Below are 21601 nucleotides of genomic sequence, written 5' to 3' on the forward strand. Positions count from 1 at the left end.
CCGGCACGGGAAGCGATCGCGATGACCGCCGTCAGGGCCTCGAAAGCCCTTCTGGTGCTGCTGGTGGCGCTGTTCTGCCTGCTCGTCGGCTACAACAACATCGTCGATTACGGGTCGAACTTCGAGTTCACCCGGCACGTCCTGCTCATGGACACGACGTTTCCGGGCAACCGGCTCATGGGCCGCGCGATTTCCTCGCCGCTCCTGCACCATGCCGCCTACTGGCTCATCATCTCCGGGGAACTGGTGACCGGAGCGTTGTGCCTGGCAGGTGCCATCGCGCTCTTGCGGCAACTGCGCAGCACGCCACCGGTCTTCGCCCGGGCCAAGGCGCTCGCGGTCTGCGGCCTGACACTCGGCCTGGTCGTCTGGTTCTTCGGCTTCATGACCGTCGCGGGCGAATGGTTCCTGATGTGGCAGTCGCCGCAGTGGAACGGCGTCGAATCCGCCTTCCGCTTCATCGTGTGCATCGGCGTGGTGCTCATCTACGTCGCGCAGGGCGAAAATACCTAGCGGGGCGGCCGCCAGAGCAGAGTCGTGAACACCACAGCCCGGTCCGCCGGGCTTTTTCTTTTCCGCGCCCGAAGCGGAGGCTCCGGCCTCGATCTGATCAAGTGCTCGAGATGAACGGCCGACGCGGAAGCGCTTCTGGTACGCATGTGCCAAGCTGGCAGTGGGACTCGGCAGGGCGTATCTATTTTTTGCAACCGTCCGAGCAGATCAGTACCGCCGCCATGACCGCCGTTCAGCATTGAGCGGCGTATGATGTGATTCAATCCTATCGGACGGAAAGGAATCGCCATGCGGACGACGCAACAGATGAGCATCACACTGCCTATCAGCATAGCGGCAGTGGTAAAGGAAAAAGTTGCCAGCGGGGCATATGCCAGCGAGAGCGAGGTGATTCGAGAAGGATTGCGTGCGCTGCTGGCGCGTGATCGCGCTGTCGAGAGCTGGCTTCATGTCCAAGTCGGCACGGCCTACGATGCGCTAGCCGCAGATCCGGGGCGCGGACTCTCCGCTGACAGCATCCGCGCGCGCCTTGCTGCGGAACGCCTCAAGGGATGACGCACCAAGTTGTTTTCTCTCCAGAGTCGCAGACCCAGCTGGTGGAGCTGTACCGCTACATCGCCCGTGCTGCATCCCCCGAGGTTGCCGCGCGCTACACCGACGCCATCGTCGACTATTGCGAGGGCCTCGCGCAGTTTCCACTGCGGGGAACGAAGCGCGATGATGTGCGTCCCGGCCTCAGAGTTACCCACTACCGGAAGCGCTCCGTTATCGCGTTCTCCGTGGACTCGTCACGCGTCTCGATATTGGGAATTTTCTACGGCGGGCAGGATTATGAGAGCTTGCTCCAGGAGGAGCCTGATGACGCCCATCTTGGGCACTAAAAGCGTGGTGAGCGTAGAGGACTTGGCGATAACGAAATCCCCGTCTCCAGCAGCTTTTTTTCCAGCACCGGACCAGCGTCAGGTGCTGCCGCGAACAATGAGCTCATAGTCGAGCGACACACAGTGCCGTGCGGGGGGCGTGCCGTGCATCAGCCCCAGCAGCATCGCGGCGCCGGCGCGGCCCACCTCCCCGCGCGGGGTGCGCACGGTGGTCAGGGGCGGCACCATCTGGTCGCTGCCGGCCAGGTCGTTGAAGCCGGCCACGGCCACCCGTTCCGGCACCGGCACGCCGCAGCGGCTCGCGGCCAGCAGGCCGCCCTGCGCGATGTCGTCGTTGCAGAAGAAGATCGCATCCACGTCCGGCGCGCGCCGCAACGTTTCCTCGAACAGGCGTGCGCCCAGCGCGATGGAAGAGCCCTCGGGGCTCAGCATTTCCAGTTGCGGGTCGTACAGCCCGGCCTCGCGCAGCGTGCGGCGGTAGCCCTCGGCCCGTTGAAGCGTGCGCGGGTCGAGCTGGGCGGCGCAGAAGGCGATGCGCCGCCGGCCGCGCTCCAGCAGGTGGCGCGTGATGGCTGCGCCCGCCTCCAGCTGCGAAAACCCCACGCAGTACACGCCCGGTGCTTCGCTGGTCTCCATCAGGTGCACGCAGGGCACGCCACTGCGCGCGATGAGCTGGCGGGCGGCCTCGCTGCGGTCGAATCCGGTCACGAGCAGGCCGGCGGGCCGGTGCGGCAGGTAGGTGCGCAGCAGCACCTCTTCCTCGGCCGCGTCGTAATGGGTCACGCCGATCAGCGGCAAAAAGCCCTGCGGGAACAGGGTGCGGTGCACGGCCTCGAGCAGGTCCACGAACAGCGTGTTCGACAACATGGGCACCAGCACGAGCACCTGGGTACTGCGCTGCGAGGCGAGGGCACGCGCGGCCGGATCGGGCACGTAGCCCAGTTCCTGCGCGGCGGCCTGCACGCGCTCGGCCAGGGCCGGGTCCACGCTGCGCTCGCGGCGCAGCGCGCGCGAGACGGTGATCGGGCTCACGCCCGCGAGCCGGGCCACGTCGTCCAGGGTGACCCGGCCGCTGGCGCGGCGGGCCCGTCGGGGGCGGGGCAGGGCGGAATCGTTCAAGGGTTAATCCGGATCGGTCTGGCCGCCATTGTGTTCTAGGATAGCGCTATCTTGCTCAGGGTTAACGACAGGGCGAGAAGATTTACTCATCCATTCGACGGAGACGGCGCGGCTGGCTTCCCCGGGAAGCTTCCGCGATTTTTATGAATTCACAGGATAGCGCTATCCAAAGCAGGCCGCTGCCTGCCGTGGTGGTGATGGGCGTCTCCGGCTGCGGCAAATCCAGTGTCGCGGCCGAGGTCGCCGCACTGCTCGGTTGGGCCCTGCACGAAGGCGATGCCTACCATTCACCCGAGAGCGTCGCCAAGATGCGCGCGGGCCAGCCGCTCACCGACGAGGACCGGGCCGGTTGGCTGGACCGCCTCGCCCAGCTCCTGGCCCATGCCGTCCGCCCCAGCGATGGCGCCGGGCAGGGCGGCATCGTGCTGACCTGCTCGGCGCTGCGACGGCGCTACCGTGACCACCTGCGTGCTGCCGCGCCCGGGCTGCGCTTCGCCTTCCTGGAGCTGGATTACGACGAGGCGCTCGCGCGCGTCAGCCACCGGCCGGGCCACTTCTTCTCGCCCACGCTGGTCGCCAACCAGTTCGCCACGCTGGAATCGCCGCGCGGCGAGGCCGGTGTCCTGGCGCTGGACGCCACGCTGCCCATCCATGACCTGGGTGCCGCCATCGCGCACTGGATGCACGGCGACGGCGGCGCAGACGCTGCCGCGCCATCCCCCCACGCCCCAGGCGCGCCTTCCGCGCCGGCCCCTTCCGGAGACACCGCATGAACCACCCACCCGGCGCGGGCGCACCCGCGCGCCGCAAACCCGCGCTCCAGCGCATCGCGGAACATTTCATGGTGCTGGCCCTGGCCGGCATGGTCGTGGCCGTGTTCGTGAACGTGGTGCTGCGCTACGCGTTCGGCACCAGCATCGTGTCGTACGAAGAGATATCCCGGCTGCTGTTCGTCTGGCTCGTGGCCGTGGGCACCATCGTGGCCGCCTTCGAGGGCAAGCACCTGGGCTTCGACATGCTCACGGCCCGCCTTTCGGGCGCGCCGCGCAAGCTGCTTTTCTGGGTGAGCCAGGCGCTGGTGGCACTTTGCATGGTGCTGCTGCTCAAGGGATCGTGGGCGCAGGTGGTGGCCGGCATGGAGAGCTACAGCACCGTGCTGGGCTACCCGCTCGCCCTCGGCGCGGCGGCCACGCTGGTGCTGGCGGTGGGCCTGCTGGTGGCGCTGGTGCTGGACCTGGTGCGCGGCCGGCCGGCCGGCGACGATGCGGGCGGCGACGCCACCATCGAGTGAAGGAGCCGCCATGGTCGTGACCCTCATCTTCCTCGGCGTACTGATCGGCGGCATGGCCATCGGCATGCCGATCGCTCAGTCGCTGATCCTGACCGGCGTTGCCCTCATGTGGCACCTGGACTTCTTCGATTCCCAACTGCTGGCGCAGAACCTGCAGGCGGGCTTCGACAACTTCCCGCTGCTGGCCGTGCCCTTCTTCATCCTGGCCGGCGAACTGATGAACGCGGGCGGCCTCTCGCGCCGCATCATCGACCTGGCGCGCGCCTTCGTCGGCCACATCCGCGGCGGCCTGGGCTTCGTGGCCATCGGCGCCGCGGTGCTGCTCGCGTCGATGAGCGGCTCGGCCATCGCCGACACGGCGGCGCTCGCCACCATCCTGCTGCCGATGATGCGCCAGCAGAACTACCCGTCCAGCTACAGCGCCGGCCTGCTGGCATCGGGCGGCATCATCGCGCCGATCATTCCGCCCTCGATGCCGTTCGTGATCTATGGCGTGACCACCAACACCTCGATCAGCAAGCTGTTCCTGGCGGGCGTGTTCCCCGGGCTGATGATGGGCATCTTCCTCATCCTCGCCTGGTGGTGGATCGCGCGCAAGCACCAGCTGGCGGCGATGGAGCGCGTGGCCTGGGGCGCCCGGATGCGCGCGCTGCTGCACAGCTTCTGGGCCATGATGATGCCGGTCATCATCCTGGGCGGGCTCAAGGGCGGCATCTTCACGCCCACCGAAGCCGCCGTGGTGGCTGCCGTGTACGCGCTCATCGTCTCGATGTTCGTCTATCGCGAGATGACGTGGGGCCGGCTCTACGAGGTGTTCCTGGCCGCGTGCAAGACCACCGCGGTGGTGATGTTCCTCTGCGGCGCGGCCACCGTCACCGCCTACATGATCACCCTGGCCGACCTGCCCAACCTGCTGGCCGACAGCTTCGCCGGCGTCATGGGCAACCCCGTGCTGTTCATGGCGCTCATGATGGTGTTCCTGCTGGTGGTGGGCACGGCCATGGACCTCACGCCCACCATCCTGATCTTCGGCCCCGTGTGCGTGCCGCTCGCCGTCAAGGCCGGCATCGACCCGGTGTACTTCGGCTTCATGTTCATCTACGTGGGCTGCATCGGCCTCATCACGCCACCCGTGGGCACGGTGCAGAACGTGGTGGCCGGCGTGGGCCGGCTGCGCATGGAAACCGTCATCCGCGGCACCACGCCGTTCCTGCTGGTGTACGTGCTGCTGCTCATCCTCTTCGTGCTCTTCCCGCAGATGGTGACCGGGCCACTGCGCTGGCTCCACTGAGCCGCATTTCCCGCATTCCTTCCCATCATTCTTTCCAGGAGACAAACACCATGCGCATCCGTTTCGCCCTCGCCACCCTCGTGGCTGCCATCGCCGCCAGCGGCGCGTCCGTCGCCCAGGCCCAGGATTTCAAGCCGCGCATCGTGCGCTTCGGCTACGGCCTCGTGGATAACTCCAACCAGGGCCGCGCCGTGCGCTTTTTCGCCCAGGAGGTCGAGAAGGCCACCGGCGGCAAGATGAAGGTGCGTGCCATCGGCAACGCCTCGCTGGGTTCCGACACGCAGATGCAGCAGGCGCTCATCGGCGGCGCGCAGGAGATGATGGTCGGCTCCACCGCCACCCTGGTCGGCATCGTGCCCGAGATGGCCGTGTGGGATACGCCCTTCCTCTTCGCCAACGTGAAGGAGGCCGACGCGGTGCTCGACGGCCCCGTGGGCGAGAAGGTGAAGGCCAAACTCGAACCGAAGGGCATGGTCGGCCTGGTGTACTGGGAGAACGGCTTCCGCAACCTCACCAACAGCAAGCGCCCCGTGACCAAACTGGAAGACATGGGCGACATCAAGCTGCGCGTGATGCAGAACAACGTGTTCCTCGACAGCTTCAAGGCCCTGGGCGCCAACGCCGTGCCGCTGCCGTTCTCCGAGCTGTTCACCGCGCTGGAGACGCGCGCCGTCGATGGCCAGGAGAACCCGTTCAACACCGTGGTGTCGAGCAAGTTCTACGAAGTGCAGAAGTACCTCACCGTCACCAACCATGTCTACAGCCCGTGGATCGTCACGGTGAGCAAAAAGTGGTGGGACACGCTGAGCCCCGCCGAGAAGAAGGTGCTGCAGGACGCCGCCGTGAAGAGCCGCGACTTCGAGCGCAAGGACACGCGCGAGGAAGCCGCCAAGGCGCTGGCCGACCTGAAGACCAAGGGCATGCAGGTCAACGAACTGCCCGCGGCCGAAGCCAACCGCATGCGCGAGAAGCTCACCTCGGTGAACGCCGGCATCGCGAAGTCGGTGGGGCAGGAGACCTGGGACGCGGTGCAGGCCGCCGTCAAGCAGGCCCGCGGCGGCCAGTAAGGCGCAGCGGCGCAGGCGGCAGGGCGCGCACGAACCGGCCATGCGGCCGAACCCGGCCGCATGCGTCAGCGGCCCTCGCATCGGCCTACACTCGCGGGTCACACGAAAGGCGTACGATTCCTGCCATGAGAGCCGCGGCCCCGCCCGCGTGCTCCCGCTCCTCTCCCACGTCGATCCTGCAAGGCACCGCCCCACACACCGCCATGCCACTCCACGATACCGTCCACACCGTCACCGAACGCATCCGCGAGCGCAGCGCGCCCACGCGCGCGGCCTACCTCGCCCAGCTCGATTTCCATGCGCAGCGCGACCGCGGCGCCGACCGCCTGGGCTGCGCCAACGTCGCCCACGCCTTCGCGGGCATGCCGGGCAACGACAAGTTCCGCGTCGTCGCCGAGCGCGCGCGCAACATCGGCATCGTCAATGCCTACAACGACATGCTCTCGGCCCATGCGCCGCTGCGCCACTACCCCGACCTGATCAAGGAGGTGGCCCGCCAGCATGGCGCCACGGCCCAGGTGGCGGGCGGCGTGCCCGCCATGTGCGACGGCGTCACGCAGGGCACGCCGGGCATGGAGCTTTCGCTCTTCAGCCGTGACGTGATCGCGATGGCCACCGCCGTATCGCTCTCCCACGACGTCTATGACGCCGCGCTCATGCTCGGCGTGTGCGACAAGATCGTGCCCGGCCTGCTGATCGGCGCGCTGCACTTCGGCCACCTGCCCACGGTGTTCGTGCCGGCCGGGCCGATGACCTCGGGCCTCTCGAACAGCGCCAAGGCCAAGGTCCGCGAGCAGGCCGCCCAGGGCCTGGTCGGCCGCGACGAACTGCTGGCCGCCGAATCCGCCGCCTACCACGGCGAGGGCACCTGCACCTTCTACGGCACGGCCAACAGCAACCAGATGCTGATGGAGGCCATGGGCCTGCACGTGCCCGGCACCGCTTTCGTCAACCCCGGCGAGGCGCTGCGCACTGAACTCACGCGCGAGGCCGCCCGCACCGTGCTCGGCCAGCCCGGTGCGCCGTGCGCGCCCATCGGCCGCATCGTCGACGAGCGCTGCATCGTCAACGCGATGGCGGCGCTGCTGGCCACCGGCGGCTCCACCAACCACCTGATCCACTGGGTGGCCGTGGCGCGCGCGGCGGGCATCGCCATCGGTTGGGACGATTTCGCGGCGCTGTCGGCGGTGGTGCCGCTGCTCGCCCGCGTCTACCCCAACGGGAGCGCCGACGTGAACCAGTTCCAGGCCGCGGGCGGCCCGGGCTACGTGATCCGCGAACTGCTGGACGCCGGCCTGATGCACGAGGACGTGCTCACCGTGCGGCCCGGCGGCCTGCGCGAGTACACGCGGCTGCCGGTGGAGGATGCCGCGGCCCCCGGCACCGGAAAACTCTCCTGGGCCCCCATCGGTGCCAGCGGCGACGACGGCGTGCTGCGCCCGGCGGATGCACCGTTCAGCCCGATCGGCGGCCTCAAGCTGCTCGAAGGCAACCTGGGCCGCAGCGTGATCAAGGTCTCGGCCGTGCCCGAAGACCACCACGTGATCGAGGCGCCCGCGCGTGTTTTCGCCTCGCAGGCCGAACTGCAGCAGGCCTTCCAGGCCGGCGAGCTGGACCGCACCTGCGAAGCCCATCCGTCGCACGGGCTGGTCTGCGTGGTGCGCTGGCAGGGCCCGCGCGCCAATGGCATGCCCGAGCTGCACAAGCTCACGCCGCCGCTGGCCGTGCTGCAGGGCAAAGGCTACCGCGTGGCCTTGGTCACGGACGGCCGCATGAGCGGTGCCTCCGGCAAGGTGCCGGCCGCCATCCATGTCTCGCCCGAAGCGCTGGCAGGGGGGCCGCTGGCGCGCGTGCAGGACGGCGACATCGTGCGGCTGGACGCCGTGGCCGGCACGCTGAACGCGCTGGTGGATCCGGCGGAATGGGCGGCCCGCGTGCCGGCCACCCAGCCCGAAGAACTGGCCCGCGCCGACGGACACGGCTGGGGCCGCGAACTGTTCGCCGGATTCCGGCGCAATGCGCTCAGCGCGGAAGAAGGAGCCTGCACATGGCTGTGAACGAACGCAATGCCTTGACCGCGCAGGAGGTGATGCGCGACGCACCGGTGATCCCGGTCATCGTCCTGACCGACGTGGCCCATGCCGTGCCCATGGCGCGCGCGCTGGTGGCCGGCGGCATCCACATGCTGGAGGTGACGCTGCGCACGCCCCAGGCCCTGGCCTGCATGGAAGCCATCGCCCGGGACGTGCCCGAAGCCGTGGTCGGCGCCGGCACCGTGCGCAGCGCGGCCGACGCCCAGGCCGCTGCCCGCGCGGGCGCACGCTTCGCCGTGAGCCCGGGCTTCACGCCCGCTGTGGGCCGCGCCTGCCGCGACCTGTGCCTGCCGCTGCTGCCCGGCGTGGCCACCGGCAGCGAGATCATGATGGCGCAGGAGGAGGGTTTCAACGCCCTCAAGTTCTTCCCGGCCGTGCAGGCCGGCGGCCTGGCCATGCTCAAGGCCTGGCAGGGCCCCTTCGGCGACGTGGTGTTCTGCCCCACGGGCGGCATCCAGCCGGGCAATGCAGCGGACTTCCTGGCACTGGGCAACGTGGCCTGCGTGGGCGGCTCGTGGCTGGTGCCCGGCGACGCGCTCGCCGCGGGAGACTGGGCGCGCATCACGGACCTCGCTCGGGCCGCCGCGGCATTGCGTCCGGCACGCTGACGGCAGGAAAGGAGATGTCGCCAGCCCGCGCGGTTGGCGATACTGTCGCCATGAAGACCATCGACGAGATGCTGAACCTCGAACTGCTCACCCCCGAGCAGCACCACCAGATCGACGCCTGGATCGCCCAGGCCGATTCGCCGGAGGACATCCTGCGCATGCCTGCGCCGCTCTGGCAGGCGGTCGAGCGCGCCAGTGAGGCGATGGGGGTCAATGCGGACCTGCTGCGGCCTCCGGCGCTCGACGCGGGGCACGCCCTGTGAAGAGCGCCCCGAGGCTTCAAAGACCGTTTCAGCGCAGGCCGGTGCCGGCGACTGTATCGGTCTTGCGCTCGATCAGCTCGATCTTGTACCCATCCGGGTCCGTCACGAAGGCGATCACGGTCGTGCCGCCCTTGACCGGGCCGGCCTCTCGCGTCACGTTGCCGCCCGCGGCCTTTATCTTCTCGCAGGCGGCGTAGGCGTCCGGCACGCCCAGAGCGATGTGGCCGTAAGCCGTGCCCATGTCGTAGCTCTCGGTGCCCCAGTTGTAGGTGAGTTCGATCTCGGCCTGGCCCGGGTTGCCGCCATCGAAACCCAGGAACGCCAGCGAGTACTTGTACTCTGGGTTCTCGGACGTGCGCAGCAGTTGCATGCCCAGCACCTGGGTGTAGAAATCAATCGAGCGCTGGAGATTGCCAACGCGCAGCATCGTGTGGAGGAATCGCATGCGCCGATTGTGCCGCGAGATCGACAACCCGGCGTTCAGCCGCCCACGGGCACGGTGTAGTTGAGGGTCATGCGCCCGCCGTCCACCGTGACGATCTCGCCCGTCACATAGCTGGCGGCGTCGCTGGCCAGCCAGGCCACCACATCGGCGATTTCGCCGGGCTCACCCAGCCGGCCCATGGGTGTGCGGCTCATGATGCGGGCGCGGGCATCGTCGCTGGTGAGCACGGCCTGCGCGGCCAGTTCCGTCGCGATGGTGCCCGGCGCCACCGCGTTCACCCGCACCCCGCGCGCAGCCAACGCCAGGGCCATCACGCGCGTGAGCTGGTTGATGCCGCCCTTGCTCACGTTGTAGCTGGCGATCGTGGGGATGGCCAGCACGCCGTTCACCGAGCTCATGTTCACGATGGCACCGCGGCCCGCCGCCGCCATCGCGCGGGCCACCGCCTGGCCCACCAGGAAGGAGCCCTTGAGGTTCACGCGCAGCACCGCGTCGAAGTCTTCCTCGCTCACGTCCAGGAAATCCGCCGCCCGGAAAATACCGGCGTTGTTCACCAGCACGTCGATGCGGCCGTGGGCCTCCAGCACGCGGGCGACCAGCGCATCCACCTGGGCCTTGTCGCCCACGTCGCAGCGCACGTACAGCGCCTGCGGAAGCTCCGCGGCCAGGGCACTGCCGCGCGCGTCGTCCACATCGGCGACGACCACCCGCGCGCCTTCGCGGGCGAAGCGCCGCGCGCAGGCTTCGCCGATGCCCTGGGCGCCTCCGGTGACGATGCAGACGCGGTCCGCGTGGCCGAAGGAGACCGCGCCGGGAAGGGAAGGGGACATGGAAGAAGGTTGCATGGCGCGATGGTAGCGGGCTCAGCCCGCGAACCCGTAGGGTGCGAACCGGCTGTGGTGCTCGTCCACCTCCAGCGCGCGGCCCACGTACGGGAACGCGCGCTGGGGGCAGGCTTCGCGCTCGCATACCTTGCATCCCATGCCGATGGGCGTGGCCGCTTCAGCGTCCTGCAGGTCCAGGCCTTTGGCGTACACGAGGCGCGGCGCATGCCGTACGTCGCAGCCGAGCCCGATGGAAAAAGCCTGGCGCGGCGAGCCGTAGCCGTGCTGCCCGCGCGAGACGGTGCGTGCGATCCAGAGGTAGCGCCGGCCGTCCGGCATGGCCGAGAGCTGGGCCAGGATGCGCCCGGGCTGGCCGAAGGCCTCGTACACGTTCCACAGCGGGCAGGTGCCGCCCGTGCGGCTGAAATGGAAATGCGTGGCCGATTGCCGCTTGGAGATGTTGCCCGCCCGGTCCACCCGGATGAAGAAGAACGGCACGCCGGGCGCGCCCGGTCGCTGGAGCGTGCTGAGGCGGTGGCAGACGGTCTCGAAGCCGACCTGGAAGCGCTGCTGCAGCAACTCGATGTCGTAGCGCAGCGCTTCTGCGGCTTCCAGGAAGGGCCCATAGGGCAGGAGCAGGGCGCCAGCGAAGTAGTTGGCCAGGCCGATGCGGGCCAGCTTGCGCGATGCGGCATCGCCGGCGAACTCGGGCGCGCCGGCCAGTTCATCGATGGTGCCGGCCTGCTCCAGCAGCGCCAGTTGCGTGCCCAGCTGGAAGGCCCGCTGCGAACCATCCAGTCCTGCCGCGAGCTGCAGGATCCGGCGCTGCGGGGAAAAGCTGCGCTTGGTCTGTTGCGCGTCGTCCGCCCATTCCACGCGCACGCCGTGCCGGCCGAGCCGCTGGACCAGCCAGTCGGTGAGGCGCACGCCAGCGGCGTGCGCCTCGGCCGCCAGCGATTCGGCGGCCCGGTCCAGCGCATCGAAATGGTTCTGGTGCGCGAAGAAAAAGTCCCGGACCCGCTCGAAGGGCATGGCCACCGGTTCCGCGGCGTCCGAACGCCCGTCCCCGATGCGCAGCGACAGCATCTCGAGGCGCTCCATGGCCTCGAGATGGCGGTGGTGCAGGGCCAGCACGGCGCGGCCGAGCGCCGGCATCTGCGCCGCCACCTCCTGCAGCTCGGGCAGCGCGACCGGCTCCGCGGCGCCCGCGAGCGCCTGCCGGAGCCCGGCCACCAGCCGCGCCTCCTCATCCTCGGAAAACTCCTGCACATCGACGCCGAGCACGCGGTGGATCTTCAGCAGCACCGACACCGTCAGCGGTCGCTGGTTCTGCTCGATCTGGTTCAGGTAGCTGGGAGAAAGCCCGAGCGCCTGCGCCAGGGCAATTTGCGACAGCCCGCGTTCCGCCCGCAACTTGCGGAGCTTCACCCCCATGAATGTCTTCTTCATCGCGCGTCTTTCAGTTCGCAGTATTCGCAATCGTGGCGATCGCATTCGCAAAAATTCGCTTTTTCAGCCCTGTCAATGGGGTGGCATTTTGCGTAAATTGCGAATCACTGCAACCGTCCCATTCGACCCCGGAGACCCGCATGAGCACCACCACCGCAGAGGCCGGCACTGTCGCCACCTTCAAGCCGAAGAAATCCGTCGCCCTCTCCGGCGTCACCGCCGGCAATACAGCGCTCTGCACCGTCGGCAAGACCGGCAACGACCTGCATTACCGTGGCTACGACATCCTGGACATCGCGGAGGTCTGCGAGTTCGAGGAAATCGCCCACCTGCTGGTGCACGGCACACTGCCCACGCGTGCCGAACTGAAGGCCTACAAGGCGAAGTTGAAGGCCCTGCGCGGCCTGCCCGATGCCGTGGTCGGGGCGCTGGAGTCGCTGCCCGCCGCGGCCCATCCCATGGACGTGATGCGTACCGGCGTTTCCGTGCTGGGCTGTGTCCTGCCCGAGAAGGACGACCACCACCTGCCCGGGGCCCGCGACATCGCGGACCGGCTCTTGGCCTCGCTGGGCTCGATGCTGCTCTATTGGTACCACTTCTCCCACAACGGCCGGCGCATCGACGTGGAGACCGACGACGACTCCATCGGCGGCCATTTCCTGCACCTGCTGCACGGCGAGAAGCCCGGCGAAGCCTGGGTGCGTGCCATGCACACGTCGCTCAACCTGTATGCCGAGCACGAGTTCAACGCGTCCACGTTCACGTCCCGCGTGATCGCGGGGACGGGCAGCGACATGCATTCGGCCATCGCGGGGGCCATCGGTGCGCTGCGCGGCCCGAAGCACGGCGGAGCCAACGAGGTGGCGTTCGAGATCCAGAAGCGCTACGACAACCCCGACGAGGCGGAAGCCGACATCCGCCGCCGTGTCGAGGCCAGAGAGGTGGTGATCGGCTTCGGCCACCCGGTGTACACGGTGAGCGACCCGCGCAACGTGGTCATCAAGGGCGTGGCCCGGCGGCTCTCGCAGGAGGCAGGCTCGACCAAGATGTACGACATCGCCGAGCGGCTGGAGTCGGTAATGTGGGAAGTGAAGAAGATGTTCCCCAACCTGGACTGGTTCAGTGCCGTGAGCTACCACATGATGGGCGTGCCCACGGCGATGTTCACGCCGCTGTTCGTGATCGCGCGCACCAGCGGCTGGGCCGCGCACGTGATCGAGCAGCGCGTGGACAACAAGATCATCCGGCCCAGCGCCAACTACACCGGCCCGGAGGACCAGAAGTTCGTTCCCATCGACTCGCGCAATTGAGCGCCCCATGATGAACAGACAACATCGCAAACCTCTGCCGGGCACGGATCTCGATTACTTCGACGCACGAGAGGCCGTCGAGGCCATCCAGCCGGGCGCCTGGGACGGGCTGCCATATACCGCGCGCGTGCACGCCGAGAACCTCGTGCGCCGCGCCGATCCCGCCCGGCTCGGCGGCTACCTGCGCCAGCTGGTGGAGCGCCGGCGCGAGATCGACTTCCCCTGGTTCCCGGTGCGCGTGGTGTGCCACGACATCCTGGGCCAGACCGCGCTGGTGGACCTGGCCGGCCTGCGCGACGCCATCGCCAGCGAGGGGGGTGACCCGGCGGCAGTGAACCCCGTCGTGCCGGTGCAGCTCATCGTGGACCATTCGCTGGCGGTGGAGTGCGGCGGCTTCGACCCCGATGCCTTCCGCAAGAACCGCGAGATCGAGGACCGCCGCAACGAGGACCGTTTCCACTTCATCGAGTGGACGAAGAAGGCTTTCGCCAACGTCGAGGTGATCCCGGCGGGCAACGGCATCATGCACCAGATCAATCTGGAGAAGATGTCGCCGGTTGTGTACGTTCAGGAGGGCGTGGCCTTCCCCGACACCTGCGTGGGCACCGACAGCCACACGCCGCACGTCGATGCGCTGGGCGTGATCGCCGTCGGCGTGGGCGGCCTGGAGGCCGAGAACGTGATGCTGGGACGCGCCTCCTGGATGCGCCTGCCCGACATCGTGGGCGTGGAGCTCGCGGGCCGGCGCCAGCCGGGCATCACCGCCACCGACGTCGTGCTGGCGCTGACAGAGTTCCTGCGCCAGGAAAAGGTGGTGGGGGCCTACGTCGAATTCCACGGCGAAGGCGCCGCAAGTCTGTCGGTGGGCGACCGCGCGACCATCTCCAACATGTGCCCCGAGTACGGTGCCACCGCCGCGCTGTTCGCCATCGACGGACAGACGCTGGATTACCTGCGCCTCACGGGCCGCGACGAACGCCAGGTGCAACTGGTCGAGACCTATGCCCGGACGGCCGGGTTCTGGGCCGGCAGCCTGCGTGGCGCGCAGTACGAGCGTGTGCTGCACTTCGATCTCTCGACCGTCGTGCGCAACATGGCCGGGCCCTCGAACCCGCACCGCCGCCTGCCCACCTCGGCGTTGGTGGACCGCGGCATCGCCGGCGCCAGCCAGCTCGAGAGGGCCCGTGCCGAAGAGGCCGAAGGCCGGATGCCGGACGGCGCCGTCGTCATCGCGGCCATCACCAGCTGCACCAACACCAGCAACCCGCGCAACGTGATCGCCGCCGCGCTGCTAGCGCGCAACGCCAACCGCCTGGGCCTGGTGCGCAAGCCCTGGGTCAAGACCTCGCTCGCGCCCGGATCGAAAGCCGTGGAGCTGTACCTGAAGGAAGCCGGGCTGCTGGGCGACCTGGAGGCGCTGGGCTTCGGCATCGTCGCCTTCGCCTGCACGACCTGCAACGGCATGAGCGGCGCCCTCGATCCCCGGATCCAGCAGGAGATCATCGACCGCGACCTGTACACCACGGCGGTGCTCTCGGGCAACCGCAACTTCGACGGCCGCATCCATCCTTATGCGAAGCAGGCTTTCCTCGCCTCGCCGCCGCTGGTGGTGGCCTACGCGATCGCAGGCACGGTGCGCTTCGACATCGAGAACGACGTGCTCGCCGTGGTGGACGGCAATGAAATCCGCCTGAAGGACCTCTGGCCCGGCGACGAGGAAATCGACGCCATTGTGGCCCGGGCCGTCCAGCCCGCGCAGTTCCGTGCCGTCTATGAACCCATGTTCGCGATCCGCGTGGACGATGGCGAAAAGGCCGCGCCGCAATACGACTGGCGCCCCCAGTCCACCTACATCCGCCGCCCGCCGTACTGGGACACGGAAGGCGTGGGCGCATTGGCGGCCTTCCCGCGCACCCTCCAGGGCATGCGCCCGCTGGCGCTGCTGCCGGACAACGTCACGACGGATCACCTGTCGCCATCGAACGCCATCCTGCCGGACAGCGCGGCCGGCGAATACTTGCGCCAGATGGGCTTGCCCGAGGAAGACTTCAACTCCTATGCGACACACCGGGGTGACCACCTCACGGCGCTGCGCGCCACCTTCGCCAATCCGCAGCTCGTCAACGAAATGGCGGTGGTCGGCGGCCAGGTCCGACAGGGTTCGCTGGCCCGCATCGAGCCCGAAGGCAGGGTCACGCGGATGTGGGAGGCCATCGAGACCTATCTGCACCGCCGCCAGCCGCTGATCATCATTGCGGGCGCCGATTACGGCCAGGGGTCGAGCCGCGACTGGGCCGCCAAGGGCGTGCGACTGGCGGGGGTGGAGACGGTGGTGGCCGAAGGCTTCGAGCGCATCCACCGCACCAACCTGATCGGCATGGGCGTGCTGCCGCTGGAATTCCAGCCGGGCGTGAACCGCCTCACGCTGGGCCTGGACGGCACCGAGACCTACGACGTGACCGGCGAGCGCAGACCGCGCGCCGGGCTCACGCTGGCCATCCACCGCAGGAATGGCGAGACTGTGCAGGTGCCCGTGACCTGCCGGCTGGATACGGCCGAGGAAGCCTCGGTGTATGAAGCCGGCGGTGTCCTGCAGCGCTTCGCGCAGGACTTTCTCGCGAACCAACCCACAGGAGCGTAGATGGCTTTCGCACCGCAGATCAGGATCCCCGCCACCTATATGCGCGGCGGCACCAGCAAGGGTGTGTTCTTCCGCCTGCAGGATCTGCCCGAGGCAGCGAGGCAGCCCGGCGCCGCGCGCGACGCGCTGCTGCTGCGCGTGATCGGCAGCCCCGACCCCTACGGCAAGCAGATCGACGGCTTGGGCGGGGCCACCTCGTCCACCTCCAAGGCAGTGATCCTCGCGCCATCGTCGCGGCCTGGCCACGATGTGGACTACCTGTTCGGTCAGGTCTCCATCGACAGTGCCTTCGTGGACTGGAGCGGCAATTGCGGCAACCTGTCGGCCGCCGTCGGCCCTTTCGCGATCGCGAGCGGGCTGATCGCCCAGGCGCGCATCCCGGAGAACGGGGCATGCACCGTGCGGATCTGGCAGGCCAACATCGGCAAGACCATCGTGGCGCATGTGCCCATCGCCCATGGGCAGGTACAGGAGACGGGCGGCTTCGAGCTGGACGGCGTGACCTTCCCGGCGGCCGAAATACCCATCGAATTCCTGGATCCGGCGGACGATGGGGGAGAAGGCGGGGAGGGCGGCGCCATGTTCCCGACCGGCAATGTGGTGGACGACCTGGATGTGCCGGGCGTGGGCACCTTCCGCGCCACGCTCATCAACGCGGGCATTCCCACCATCTTCCTGAGCGCGCAGGACATCGGCTACACCGGCAGGGAGTTGCAGGGCGAGATCAACGAGGACCAGGCCGCGCTGGCGCGCTTCGAGCGCATCCGCGCCTGGGGCGCAGTGAAGATGGGCCTCATCAAGGACGTGAACGAGGCCGCGACACGCCAGCACACGCCGAAGATCGCTTTCGTGGCGCCGCCCGCGGACTACGTGGCGTCCAGCGGCAAGCCCGTGCGGGCGGGCGAGGTGGACCTGCTGGTGCGGGCCCTGTCCATGGGCCGGCTGCACCACGCCATGATGGGAACGGCGGCCGTGGCCATAGGCGCCGCGGCGGCCGTGCCCGGCACGCTGGTCCACCTGGCCGCCGGCGGCGGCACGCGCAATGCGGTCCGCTTCGGCCATCCTTCCGGCACGCTGCGCGTGGGGGCCGAGGCCCGGCAGGATAACGGCCAATGGACGGTCACCAAGGCCCTCATGAGCCGCAGCGCCCGTGTACTGATGGAAGGCTGGGTGCGCGTGCCCGGCGACAGCTTCTGAACCTGCCGGAAACACACCTTATGTCCACACGCAAACAACTCAAGCAACTCGTCGAGGCACGCAGCGGCCTGATCGTGCCCGGTGCCTTCAACGCGCTCTCTGCCCGGGTGATCGCCGACCTGGGCTTCAAGGCGATCTATGTCACCGGCGCCGGCGTGACCAACATGTGGTTCGGCATGCCCGACCAGGGCTTCATGGGCCTGGCCGAGATCGCCGACCACACGGCCCGCATCCGCGACGCGGTGGACGTACCGCTGCTCGTGGATGCCGACACGGGCTTCGGCAACGCGCTGAACGTTGTGCACACCGTGCGCACGCTGGAGCGCGCGGGCGCCGATTGCATCCAGCTCGAGGACCAGGTCGCGCCCAAGCGCTGCGGCCATTTCTCGGGCAAGGAGGTGATCGGCACCGAAGAGGCCGTCAGCAAGATCAAGGCCGCCGTCGATGCGCGCCGCGATCCCGACCTGCTCATCATGGCGCGCACCGATGCCGCTGCCACGCACGGGTTCGAGGCCGCCGTGGAGCGCGCGCAGAAATTCGCCGAGGCGGGTGCGGACATCCTGTTCGTCGAGGCCGTGACGCAGGCCGAAGAGGTGCGCGTGCTGCCGCGACGCCTGTCCAAACCCCAGCTCATGAACATGGTGATCGGCGGCCGGACGCCCATCTTCGACGCCGGGCAACTGGGCGAGATGGGCTTCGGCATCGTCCTCTACGCCAACGCAGCCCTGCAGGGCGCCGTGGCAGGCATGCAGAAGGCCCTCACAGTGCTGCGCGACGAACGGGAAGTGCAGGAATCGGGCGGACTCGTTACCCCGTTCGCCGAGCGCCAGCGCCTGGTGGGCAAGCCCGAATGGGATGCGCTGGAGAAGCGCTACACCTGAACGGCAGGCTGGCGCGCCAGTTCGATGAAGGCACGGACATAGTCGATGGCGGTTTCCGCCTCGCGCGCGCCCAGGAAGATCTGCTTGGCGACGCCGCGTGCGCCCAGCCGCACGGGCACCACTTCCATCCGTGCCGCGTATTCCTCGACCAGCCAGCGGGGCAGGGCGGCCACGCCGCGGCCGCTGGCCACCATCTGCAACATGATGTCGGTGGTCTCGATGGCCTTGTGGCGCCGGGGCGTGACGCCCGCCGGCAGCAGGAACTGGTTGTAGATGTCCAGGCGCTCGATGTCCACCGGGTAGCTGATGAGCACTTCCCCGGTCAGTTGCTGCGGCTTCACCCAGGCCGCCGAAGCCAGGGGGTGGTTCCTGGCCACGACCAGCACCTGCTCGTAGTCGAACACGGGCTCGAACTTCAGCCCGGGCTTGTACAGCGGATCAGGGGTGACCAGCAGGTCGATCTCGTAGCCGAAGAGGGCGCCGATCCCGCCGAACTGGAACTTCTGCTTGACGTCCACATCGACGTCGGGCCACGCGGCCAGGTACGGCGAAACCGCCTTGAGCAGCCACTGGTAGCAGGGGTGGCATTCCATGCCGATCCGCAATGCGCCGCGCTCGCCCTGCGCGAACTGCCCCAGCCGCTCTTCGGCGAGATGGAGTTGCGGCAACACCCGGTTGGCCACCGCCAGCAGGTACTGGCCCGCCTGTGTCAGGCGCAGGCTGCGGCCTTCGCGCAGCCAGATGTCGGTGCCCAGCTGCTGCTCCAGTTTTTTCATGCTGTGGCTCAGGGCCGACTGGGTGAGGTTCAGCACGCCCGCGGCGGCCGTCAAGGACCCCTGCTTTTCGACCTGCTGGACGATGCTGAGATGGATACGCTCCAGCATTTCAATGAGTCTGATTCATGGATTGTTGAAATAAAACCATTTTACTTCATCGATTGAGATCCATAGCATCCAGCCTCGAAGCATTCACAGCTGGCCGCGGCCTGAAGCACGAACCAACCCATCCATCAAGAACCTGTTCACTGGAACCGCGATGCACCAAGAACCCCAATTCACGCTCGAGAGCATCTGTTTCGATGAGGACTACCAGCCATCGGACAGCACGCGCATCACCACCAACTTCGCGAACCTGGCCCGGGGAGCGAACCGGCGGCAGAACCTGCGCAACACGCTCAGGATGATTGACAACCGCTTCAATGAACTCGCGCACTGGGACAACCCGGCAGGCGATCGCTATTCGGTCGCACTGGAGATCATCTCCGTCGAGATGCGCATCGGTGCCGCCGGCGGCAACGGCACGTTCCCGTTGATCGAGATCCTGAAGACCAGCATGCTCGACAGGCAGGCGAACCAACGCATCGACGGCATCGCGGGAAACAATTTTTCCTCGTACGTCCGTGACTACGACTTCAGCGTCCTGCTGCCGGACTACAACGCCGGCCGTGCGGAGTTCGCCACCCCGGACGACTTCGGCGACCTGCATGGAAAGCTGTTCAAGCAGTTCGCCCAATCGGAAACCTACCGCGGGCACTTCACCAAGCCGCCCGTCATCTGCATCAGCGTATCGACCAGCAGAACCTACCGGCGGACCGGCAACCGGCATCCCGTGCTGGGCGTGGAGTACCAGCAGGATGAACTGTCTTCGACCGACCGGTACTTCGCCAAGATGGGAATGCAGGTCCGTTTCTTCATGCCGCCGGGCAGCGTGGCACCGCTGGCGTTCTATTTCCACGGCGACCTGCCGAACGACTACACACCCCTGGAACTGATCGGCACCATCAGCACCATGGAGACCTTCCAGAAGATCTACCGGCCGGAGATCTACAACGCCAACTCGGCCGCTGGCGCGCTCTATCGCCCCAGCCTGAACAACCAGGACTATTCGCTGACGCAGATCGTGTATGACCGGGTCGAGCGCAGCCAGCTGGCCGTCCAGCAGGGCAAATTCGCGGAAGAGCATTTCATCAAGCCGTACCGGAACGTGCTGGACCGATGGGCGGCCGCCTGTCCGCTGTGAACGCTGCCCTCACCATTCTCTTTATCTGAAAGGAATCCCCCGATGTTCGAAACCTCGATTGCCGGCAGCCTGCCCAAACCCGCCTGGCTGGCCGAAACCCACAAGCTCTGGCCCCAGTGGAGGGCCGAGGGCGAGGCGCTGCGCCAGGCCAAGGCCGACGCGACCCTGCTGTGGATCAAGGCCCAGGAAGACGCGGGCCTGGACATCGTGTGCGACGGCGAGCAATCGCGCCAGCATTTCGTGCACGGCTTCCTCGAGCAGGTCGAGGGCATCGACTTCAAGCACAAGGTGAAGATGGGCATCCGCGACAACCGCTACGACGCGATGGTGCCGCAGGTCGTGTCTGCCCTGCGCCTGAAGGGCCGCGTTCATGCCTTCGAAGCGCAGCTGGCGCGCGCCCACACGAAAAAGAAGCTGAAATTCACCCTGCCGGGCCCGATGACCATCGTCGATACCGTGGCGGACCGTTTCTACGGCGACAAGGTGAAAATGGCTTTCGCGTTCGCGGAACTGCTCAACCAGGAAGCGCTCGCCCTGCAGGCCGATGGCGTGGACATCATCCAGTTCGACGAGCCCGCCTTCAATGTCTACATGCAGGATGCCGCCGACTGGGGCGTGCAGGCGCTCGAACGCGCGGCGCAGGGGCTGACCTGCACGACGGCCGTGCACATCTGCTACGGCTACGGCATCAAAGCCAACACCGACTGGAAGAGCACCCTGGGCGATGAATGGCGCCAGTACGAGACGGTGTTTCCTGCGCTGGCCAAAAGCCGCATCGACCAGGTGAGCCTGGAATGCATCCATTCCCACGTCCCGCCCGACCTGATGCGGCTGCTGGCCGGCAAGGACGTGATGGTCGGCGTGATCGACGTGGCGAGCGACGTGGTCGAGACACCCGAGGAAGTGGCCGACACCATAGGCCGTGCCCTCGAGTTCGTGCCGAAGGAGCGGCTGTTCCCCTGCACGAATTGCGGACTGGCCCCGATGGGGCGCGATGTGGCGTGGCGCAAGCTGCAGGCGCTGGCGGAAGGCACGCGGTTGGCAAAGGAGCGGTTCGCTAAGGCGTGAGCCCGTCGCGCCGGGCCAGCGCATTCTGCAGTGCAGTATGAAAGCGCTCGGCCGCCACGGCGAGTGGCCAGGGCTCCCAGGGTGTGTCGCCGTACCGGGCCACCAGCGGGTCGATGCCCATCACGGGTGCATCGATGCGCAGGATCTCGCGCACCTCTTCGTGCGTCCAGCCCACGCAGTGCACGGCCTCGCTGGCTGCGGCGGCCAGATCCGCCGCCTTGTGCAGCCGGTGGCCCTCCGGCGTCCAGTCCGGCAATCCGTAGCGCTGGGCAACAGCCTGCATGAGCCGATCCGCCACGGCGCGGAAGGGTTCGCCCAGCACCGCCTTCAACGGCGAGATGCAATCGAACCCCAGGAAACCTTCTTCCGCGTCGTGCAGGATTTCCTGGAGTTCTTCCGCGGCGCTCAGCGGCACCGGGGCGGCCGCCCGCCGGAGTTCCAGCACCAGCAATGAGTGTTGCGCGACCGACAGCGGCAGCGGCCAGGCCGACTCGCCGCCCCAGCGCGCCGTGCGCGACAGCCGCACCGCCAAGTCTCTGTCGGTCCATGCGCCAGGGTCCGGATCGATCAGGTCGAGGTGTGCGCCGGAGGGCAATCGCATCCAGGCGCGGGGAAGCAGGGAGCCGGAATTCATGCGTGCA

At 67.9% G+C, this 21601-nt stretch carries 22 protein-coding genes; 16 read left to right on the forward strand and 6 right to left on the reverse strand.

Annotation, left to right across the window (positions count from 1 at the left end; all coding sequences use genetic code 11):
• The first annotated feature begins 21 nt into the window (after positions 1-21).
• The 3 genes from ACAV_RS12165 to ACAV_RS12170 all read left to right on the forward strand — a co-directional run bounded on the left by ACAV_RS12165 (position 22) and on the right by ACAV_RS12170 (position 1394).
• Complete coding sequence (locus tag ACAV_RS12165) at positions 22-513, forward strand: DUF2165 family protein (protein WP_013594874.1); 492 nt, start codon at positions 22-24, stop codon at positions 511-513.
• 288 nt (positions 514-801) lie between these two features.
• Positions 802-1068 (forward strand): ribbon-helix-helix domain-containing protein, encoded by a 267-nt coding sequence (locus ACAV_RS24110; RefSeq protein ID WP_013594875.1) that lies wholly within the window; start codon positions 802-804, stop codon positions 1066-1068.
• Positions 1065-1394 (forward strand): type II toxin-antitoxin system RelE/ParE family toxin, encoded by a 330-nt coding sequence (locus ACAV_RS12170; RefSeq protein ID WP_013594876.1) that lies wholly within the window; start codon positions 1065-1067, stop codon positions 1392-1394. The genes ACAV_RS24110 and ACAV_RS12170 overlap by 4 nt, the downstream gene beginning before the upstream one ends.
• Before the next feature lie 78 nt (positions 1395-1472).
• On the opposite strand, the gene gntR is transcribed toward ACAV_RS12170, so the two are convergent.
• On the reverse strand, positions 1473-2513 hold the full coding sequence (gene gntR / locus ACAV_RS12175; protein WP_013594877.1) for an HTH-type transcriptional regulator GntR: 1041 nt from the start codon (positions 2511-2513) through the stop codon (positions 1473-1475).
• Positions 2514-2656: 143 nt separating this feature from the next.
• Here gntR and ACAV_RS12180 point away from each other — a divergent pair, with 143 nt between their 5' ends.
• From ACAV_RS12180 to ACAV_RS12210, 7 genes are all read left to right on the forward strand, one after another.
• On the forward strand, positions 2657-3286 hold the full coding sequence (locus tag ACAV_RS12180) for a gluconokinase (protein ID WP_013594878.1): 630 nt from the start codon (positions 2657-2659) through the stop codon (positions 3284-3286).
• The gene (locus ACAV_RS12185) at positions 3283-3804 is read left to right on the forward strand and encodes a TRAP transporter small permease (protein ID WP_013594879.1); all 522 of its coding nucleotides are present in this window, start codon (positions 3283-3285) and stop codon (positions 3802-3804) included. Before ACAV_RS12180 ends, ACAV_RS12185 begins: the two co-directional genes overlap by 4 nt.
• A 10-nt stretch (positions 3805-3814) precedes the next feature.
• Complete coding sequence (locus ACAV_RS12190; RefSeq protein ID WP_013594880.1) at positions 3815-5095, forward strand: TRAP transporter large permease; 1281 nt, start codon at positions 3815-3817, stop codon at positions 5093-5095.
• Positions 5096-5145: 50 nt separating this feature from the next.
• Complete coding sequence (locus ACAV_RS12195; protein ID WP_013594881.1) at positions 5146-6162, forward strand: TRAP transporter substrate-binding protein; 1017 nt, start codon at positions 5146-5148, stop codon at positions 6160-6162.
• A gap of 203 nt (positions 6163-6365) precedes the next feature.
• Complete coding sequence (gene edd / locus ACAV_RS12200) at positions 6366-8219, forward strand: phosphogluconate dehydratase (RefSeq protein WP_013594882.1); 1854 nt, start codon at positions 6366-6368, stop codon at positions 8217-8219.
• Positions 8210-8863 (forward strand): bifunctional 4-hydroxy-2-oxoglutarate aldolase/2-dehydro-3-deoxy-phosphogluconate aldolase, encoded by a 654-nt coding sequence (gene eda, locus ACAV_RS12205; RefSeq protein WP_013594883.1) that lies wholly within the window; start codon positions 8210-8212, stop codon positions 8861-8863. The genes edd and eda overlap by 10 nt, the downstream gene beginning before the upstream one ends.
• 50 nt (positions 8864-8913) lie before the next feature.
• Positions 8914-9126, forward strand: coding sequence for a hypothetical protein (locus ACAV_RS12210; protein WP_041828755.1), 213 nt, complete (start codon positions 8914-8916; stop codon positions 9124-9126).
• Positions 9127-9154: 28 nt separating this feature from the next.
• On the opposite strand, the gene gloA is transcribed toward ACAV_RS12210, so the two are convergent.
• Genes gloA through ACAV_RS12225 form a run of 3 tightly spaced genes read right to left on the reverse strand, consistent with a single transcriptional unit; the run spans position 9155 to position 11844 of the window.
• Entirely contained in the window at positions 9155-9571 is a 417-nt protein-coding gene (gloA, locus tag ACAV_RS12215; protein WP_013594885.1) for a lactoylglutathione lyase, read from the reverse strand.
• 35 nt (positions 9572-9606) lie between these two features.
• Positions 9607-10401, reverse strand: coding sequence for an SDR family NAD(P)-dependent oxidoreductase (locus tag ACAV_RS12220; RefSeq protein ID WP_013594886.1), 795 nt, complete (start codon positions 10399-10401; stop codon positions 9607-9609).
• A gap of 33 nt (positions 10402-10434) precedes the next feature.
• Positions 10435-11844, reverse strand: a complete 1410-nt coding sequence (locus ACAV_RS12225; RefSeq protein WP_013594887.1) for a short-chain fatty acyl-CoA regulator family protein — start codon at positions 11842-11844, stop codon at positions 10435-10437.
• Positions 11845-11984: 140 nt separating this feature from the next.
• On the opposite strand from ACAV_RS12225, the gene prpC reads away from it, so the two are divergent.
• The 4 genes from prpC to ACAV_RS12245 are packed head-to-tail and all read left to right on the forward strand — an operon-like array spanning position 11985 to position 17873.
• Entirely contained in the window at positions 11985-13154 is a 1170-nt protein-coding gene (prpC, locus tag ACAV_RS12230) for a bifunctional 2-methylcitrate synthase/citrate synthase (protein ID WP_013594888.1), read from the forward strand.
• A gap of 10 nt (positions 13155-13164) precedes the next feature.
• Positions 13165-15795 carry a Fe/S-dependent 2-methylisocitrate dehydratase AcnD gene (gene acnD / locus ACAV_RS12235; RefSeq protein ID WP_041829191.1) on the forward strand — a complete coding sequence of 877 codons (2631 nt, stop codon included), beginning with the start codon at positions 13165-13167 and terminating at the stop codon, positions 15793-15795.
• Positions 15796-16992, forward strand: a complete 1197-nt coding sequence (gene prpF, locus ACAV_RS12240; RefSeq protein ID WP_013594890.1) for a 2-methylaconitate cis-trans isomerase PrpF — start codon at positions 15796-15798, stop codon at positions 16990-16992.
• A 20-nt stretch (positions 16993-17012) separates the two neighbouring features.
• On the forward strand, positions 17013-17873 hold the full coding sequence (locus tag ACAV_RS12245; RefSeq protein WP_013594891.1) for an isocitrate lyase/PEP mutase family protein: 861 nt from the start codon (positions 17013-17015) through the stop codon (positions 17871-17873).
• Here the strand turns inward: ACAV_RS12245 and ACAV_RS12250 are convergent.
• Positions 17864-18757, reverse strand: coding sequence for a LysR family transcriptional regulator (locus tag ACAV_RS12250; RefSeq protein ID WP_013594892.1), 894 nt, complete (start codon positions 18755-18757; stop codon positions 17864-17866). The two genes, ACAV_RS12245 and ACAV_RS12250, sit on opposite strands and share 10 nt — an antisense overlap.
• A gap of 151 nt (positions 18758-18908) precedes the next feature.
• Between ACAV_RS12250 and ACAV_RS12255 the strand changes: the two genes are divergently transcribed.
• The gene (locus ACAV_RS12255; protein WP_013594893.1) at positions 18909-19892 is read left to right on the forward strand and encodes a DUF1852 domain-containing protein; all 984 of its coding nucleotides are present in this window, start codon (positions 18909-18911) and stop codon (positions 19890-19892) included.
• A 42-nt stretch (positions 19893-19934) separates the two neighbouring features.
• Positions 19935-20960 carry a methionine synthase gene (locus tag ACAV_RS12260; protein ID WP_013594894.1) on the forward strand — a complete coding sequence of 342 codons (1026 nt, stop codon included), beginning with the start codon at positions 19935-19937 and terminating at the stop codon, positions 20958-20960.
• Here ACAV_RS12260 and ACAV_RS12265 read toward each other — a convergent pair.
• Complete coding sequence (locus tag ACAV_RS12265) at positions 20950-21594, reverse strand: phosphohydrolase (protein ID WP_013594895.1); 645 nt, start codon at positions 21592-21594, stop codon at positions 20950-20952. The genes ACAV_RS12260 and ACAV_RS12265 overlap by 11 nt on opposite strands.
• Between the last annotated feature and the right edge of the window lie 7 nt (positions 21595-21601).

Origin of the sequence: Paracidovorax avenae ATCC 19860 (assembly GCF_000176855.2) — a bacterium.
Taxonomy (GTDB): domain Bacteria; phylum Pseudomonadota; class Gammaproteobacteria; order Burkholderiales; family Burkholderiaceae_C; genus Paracidovorax; species Paracidovorax avenae.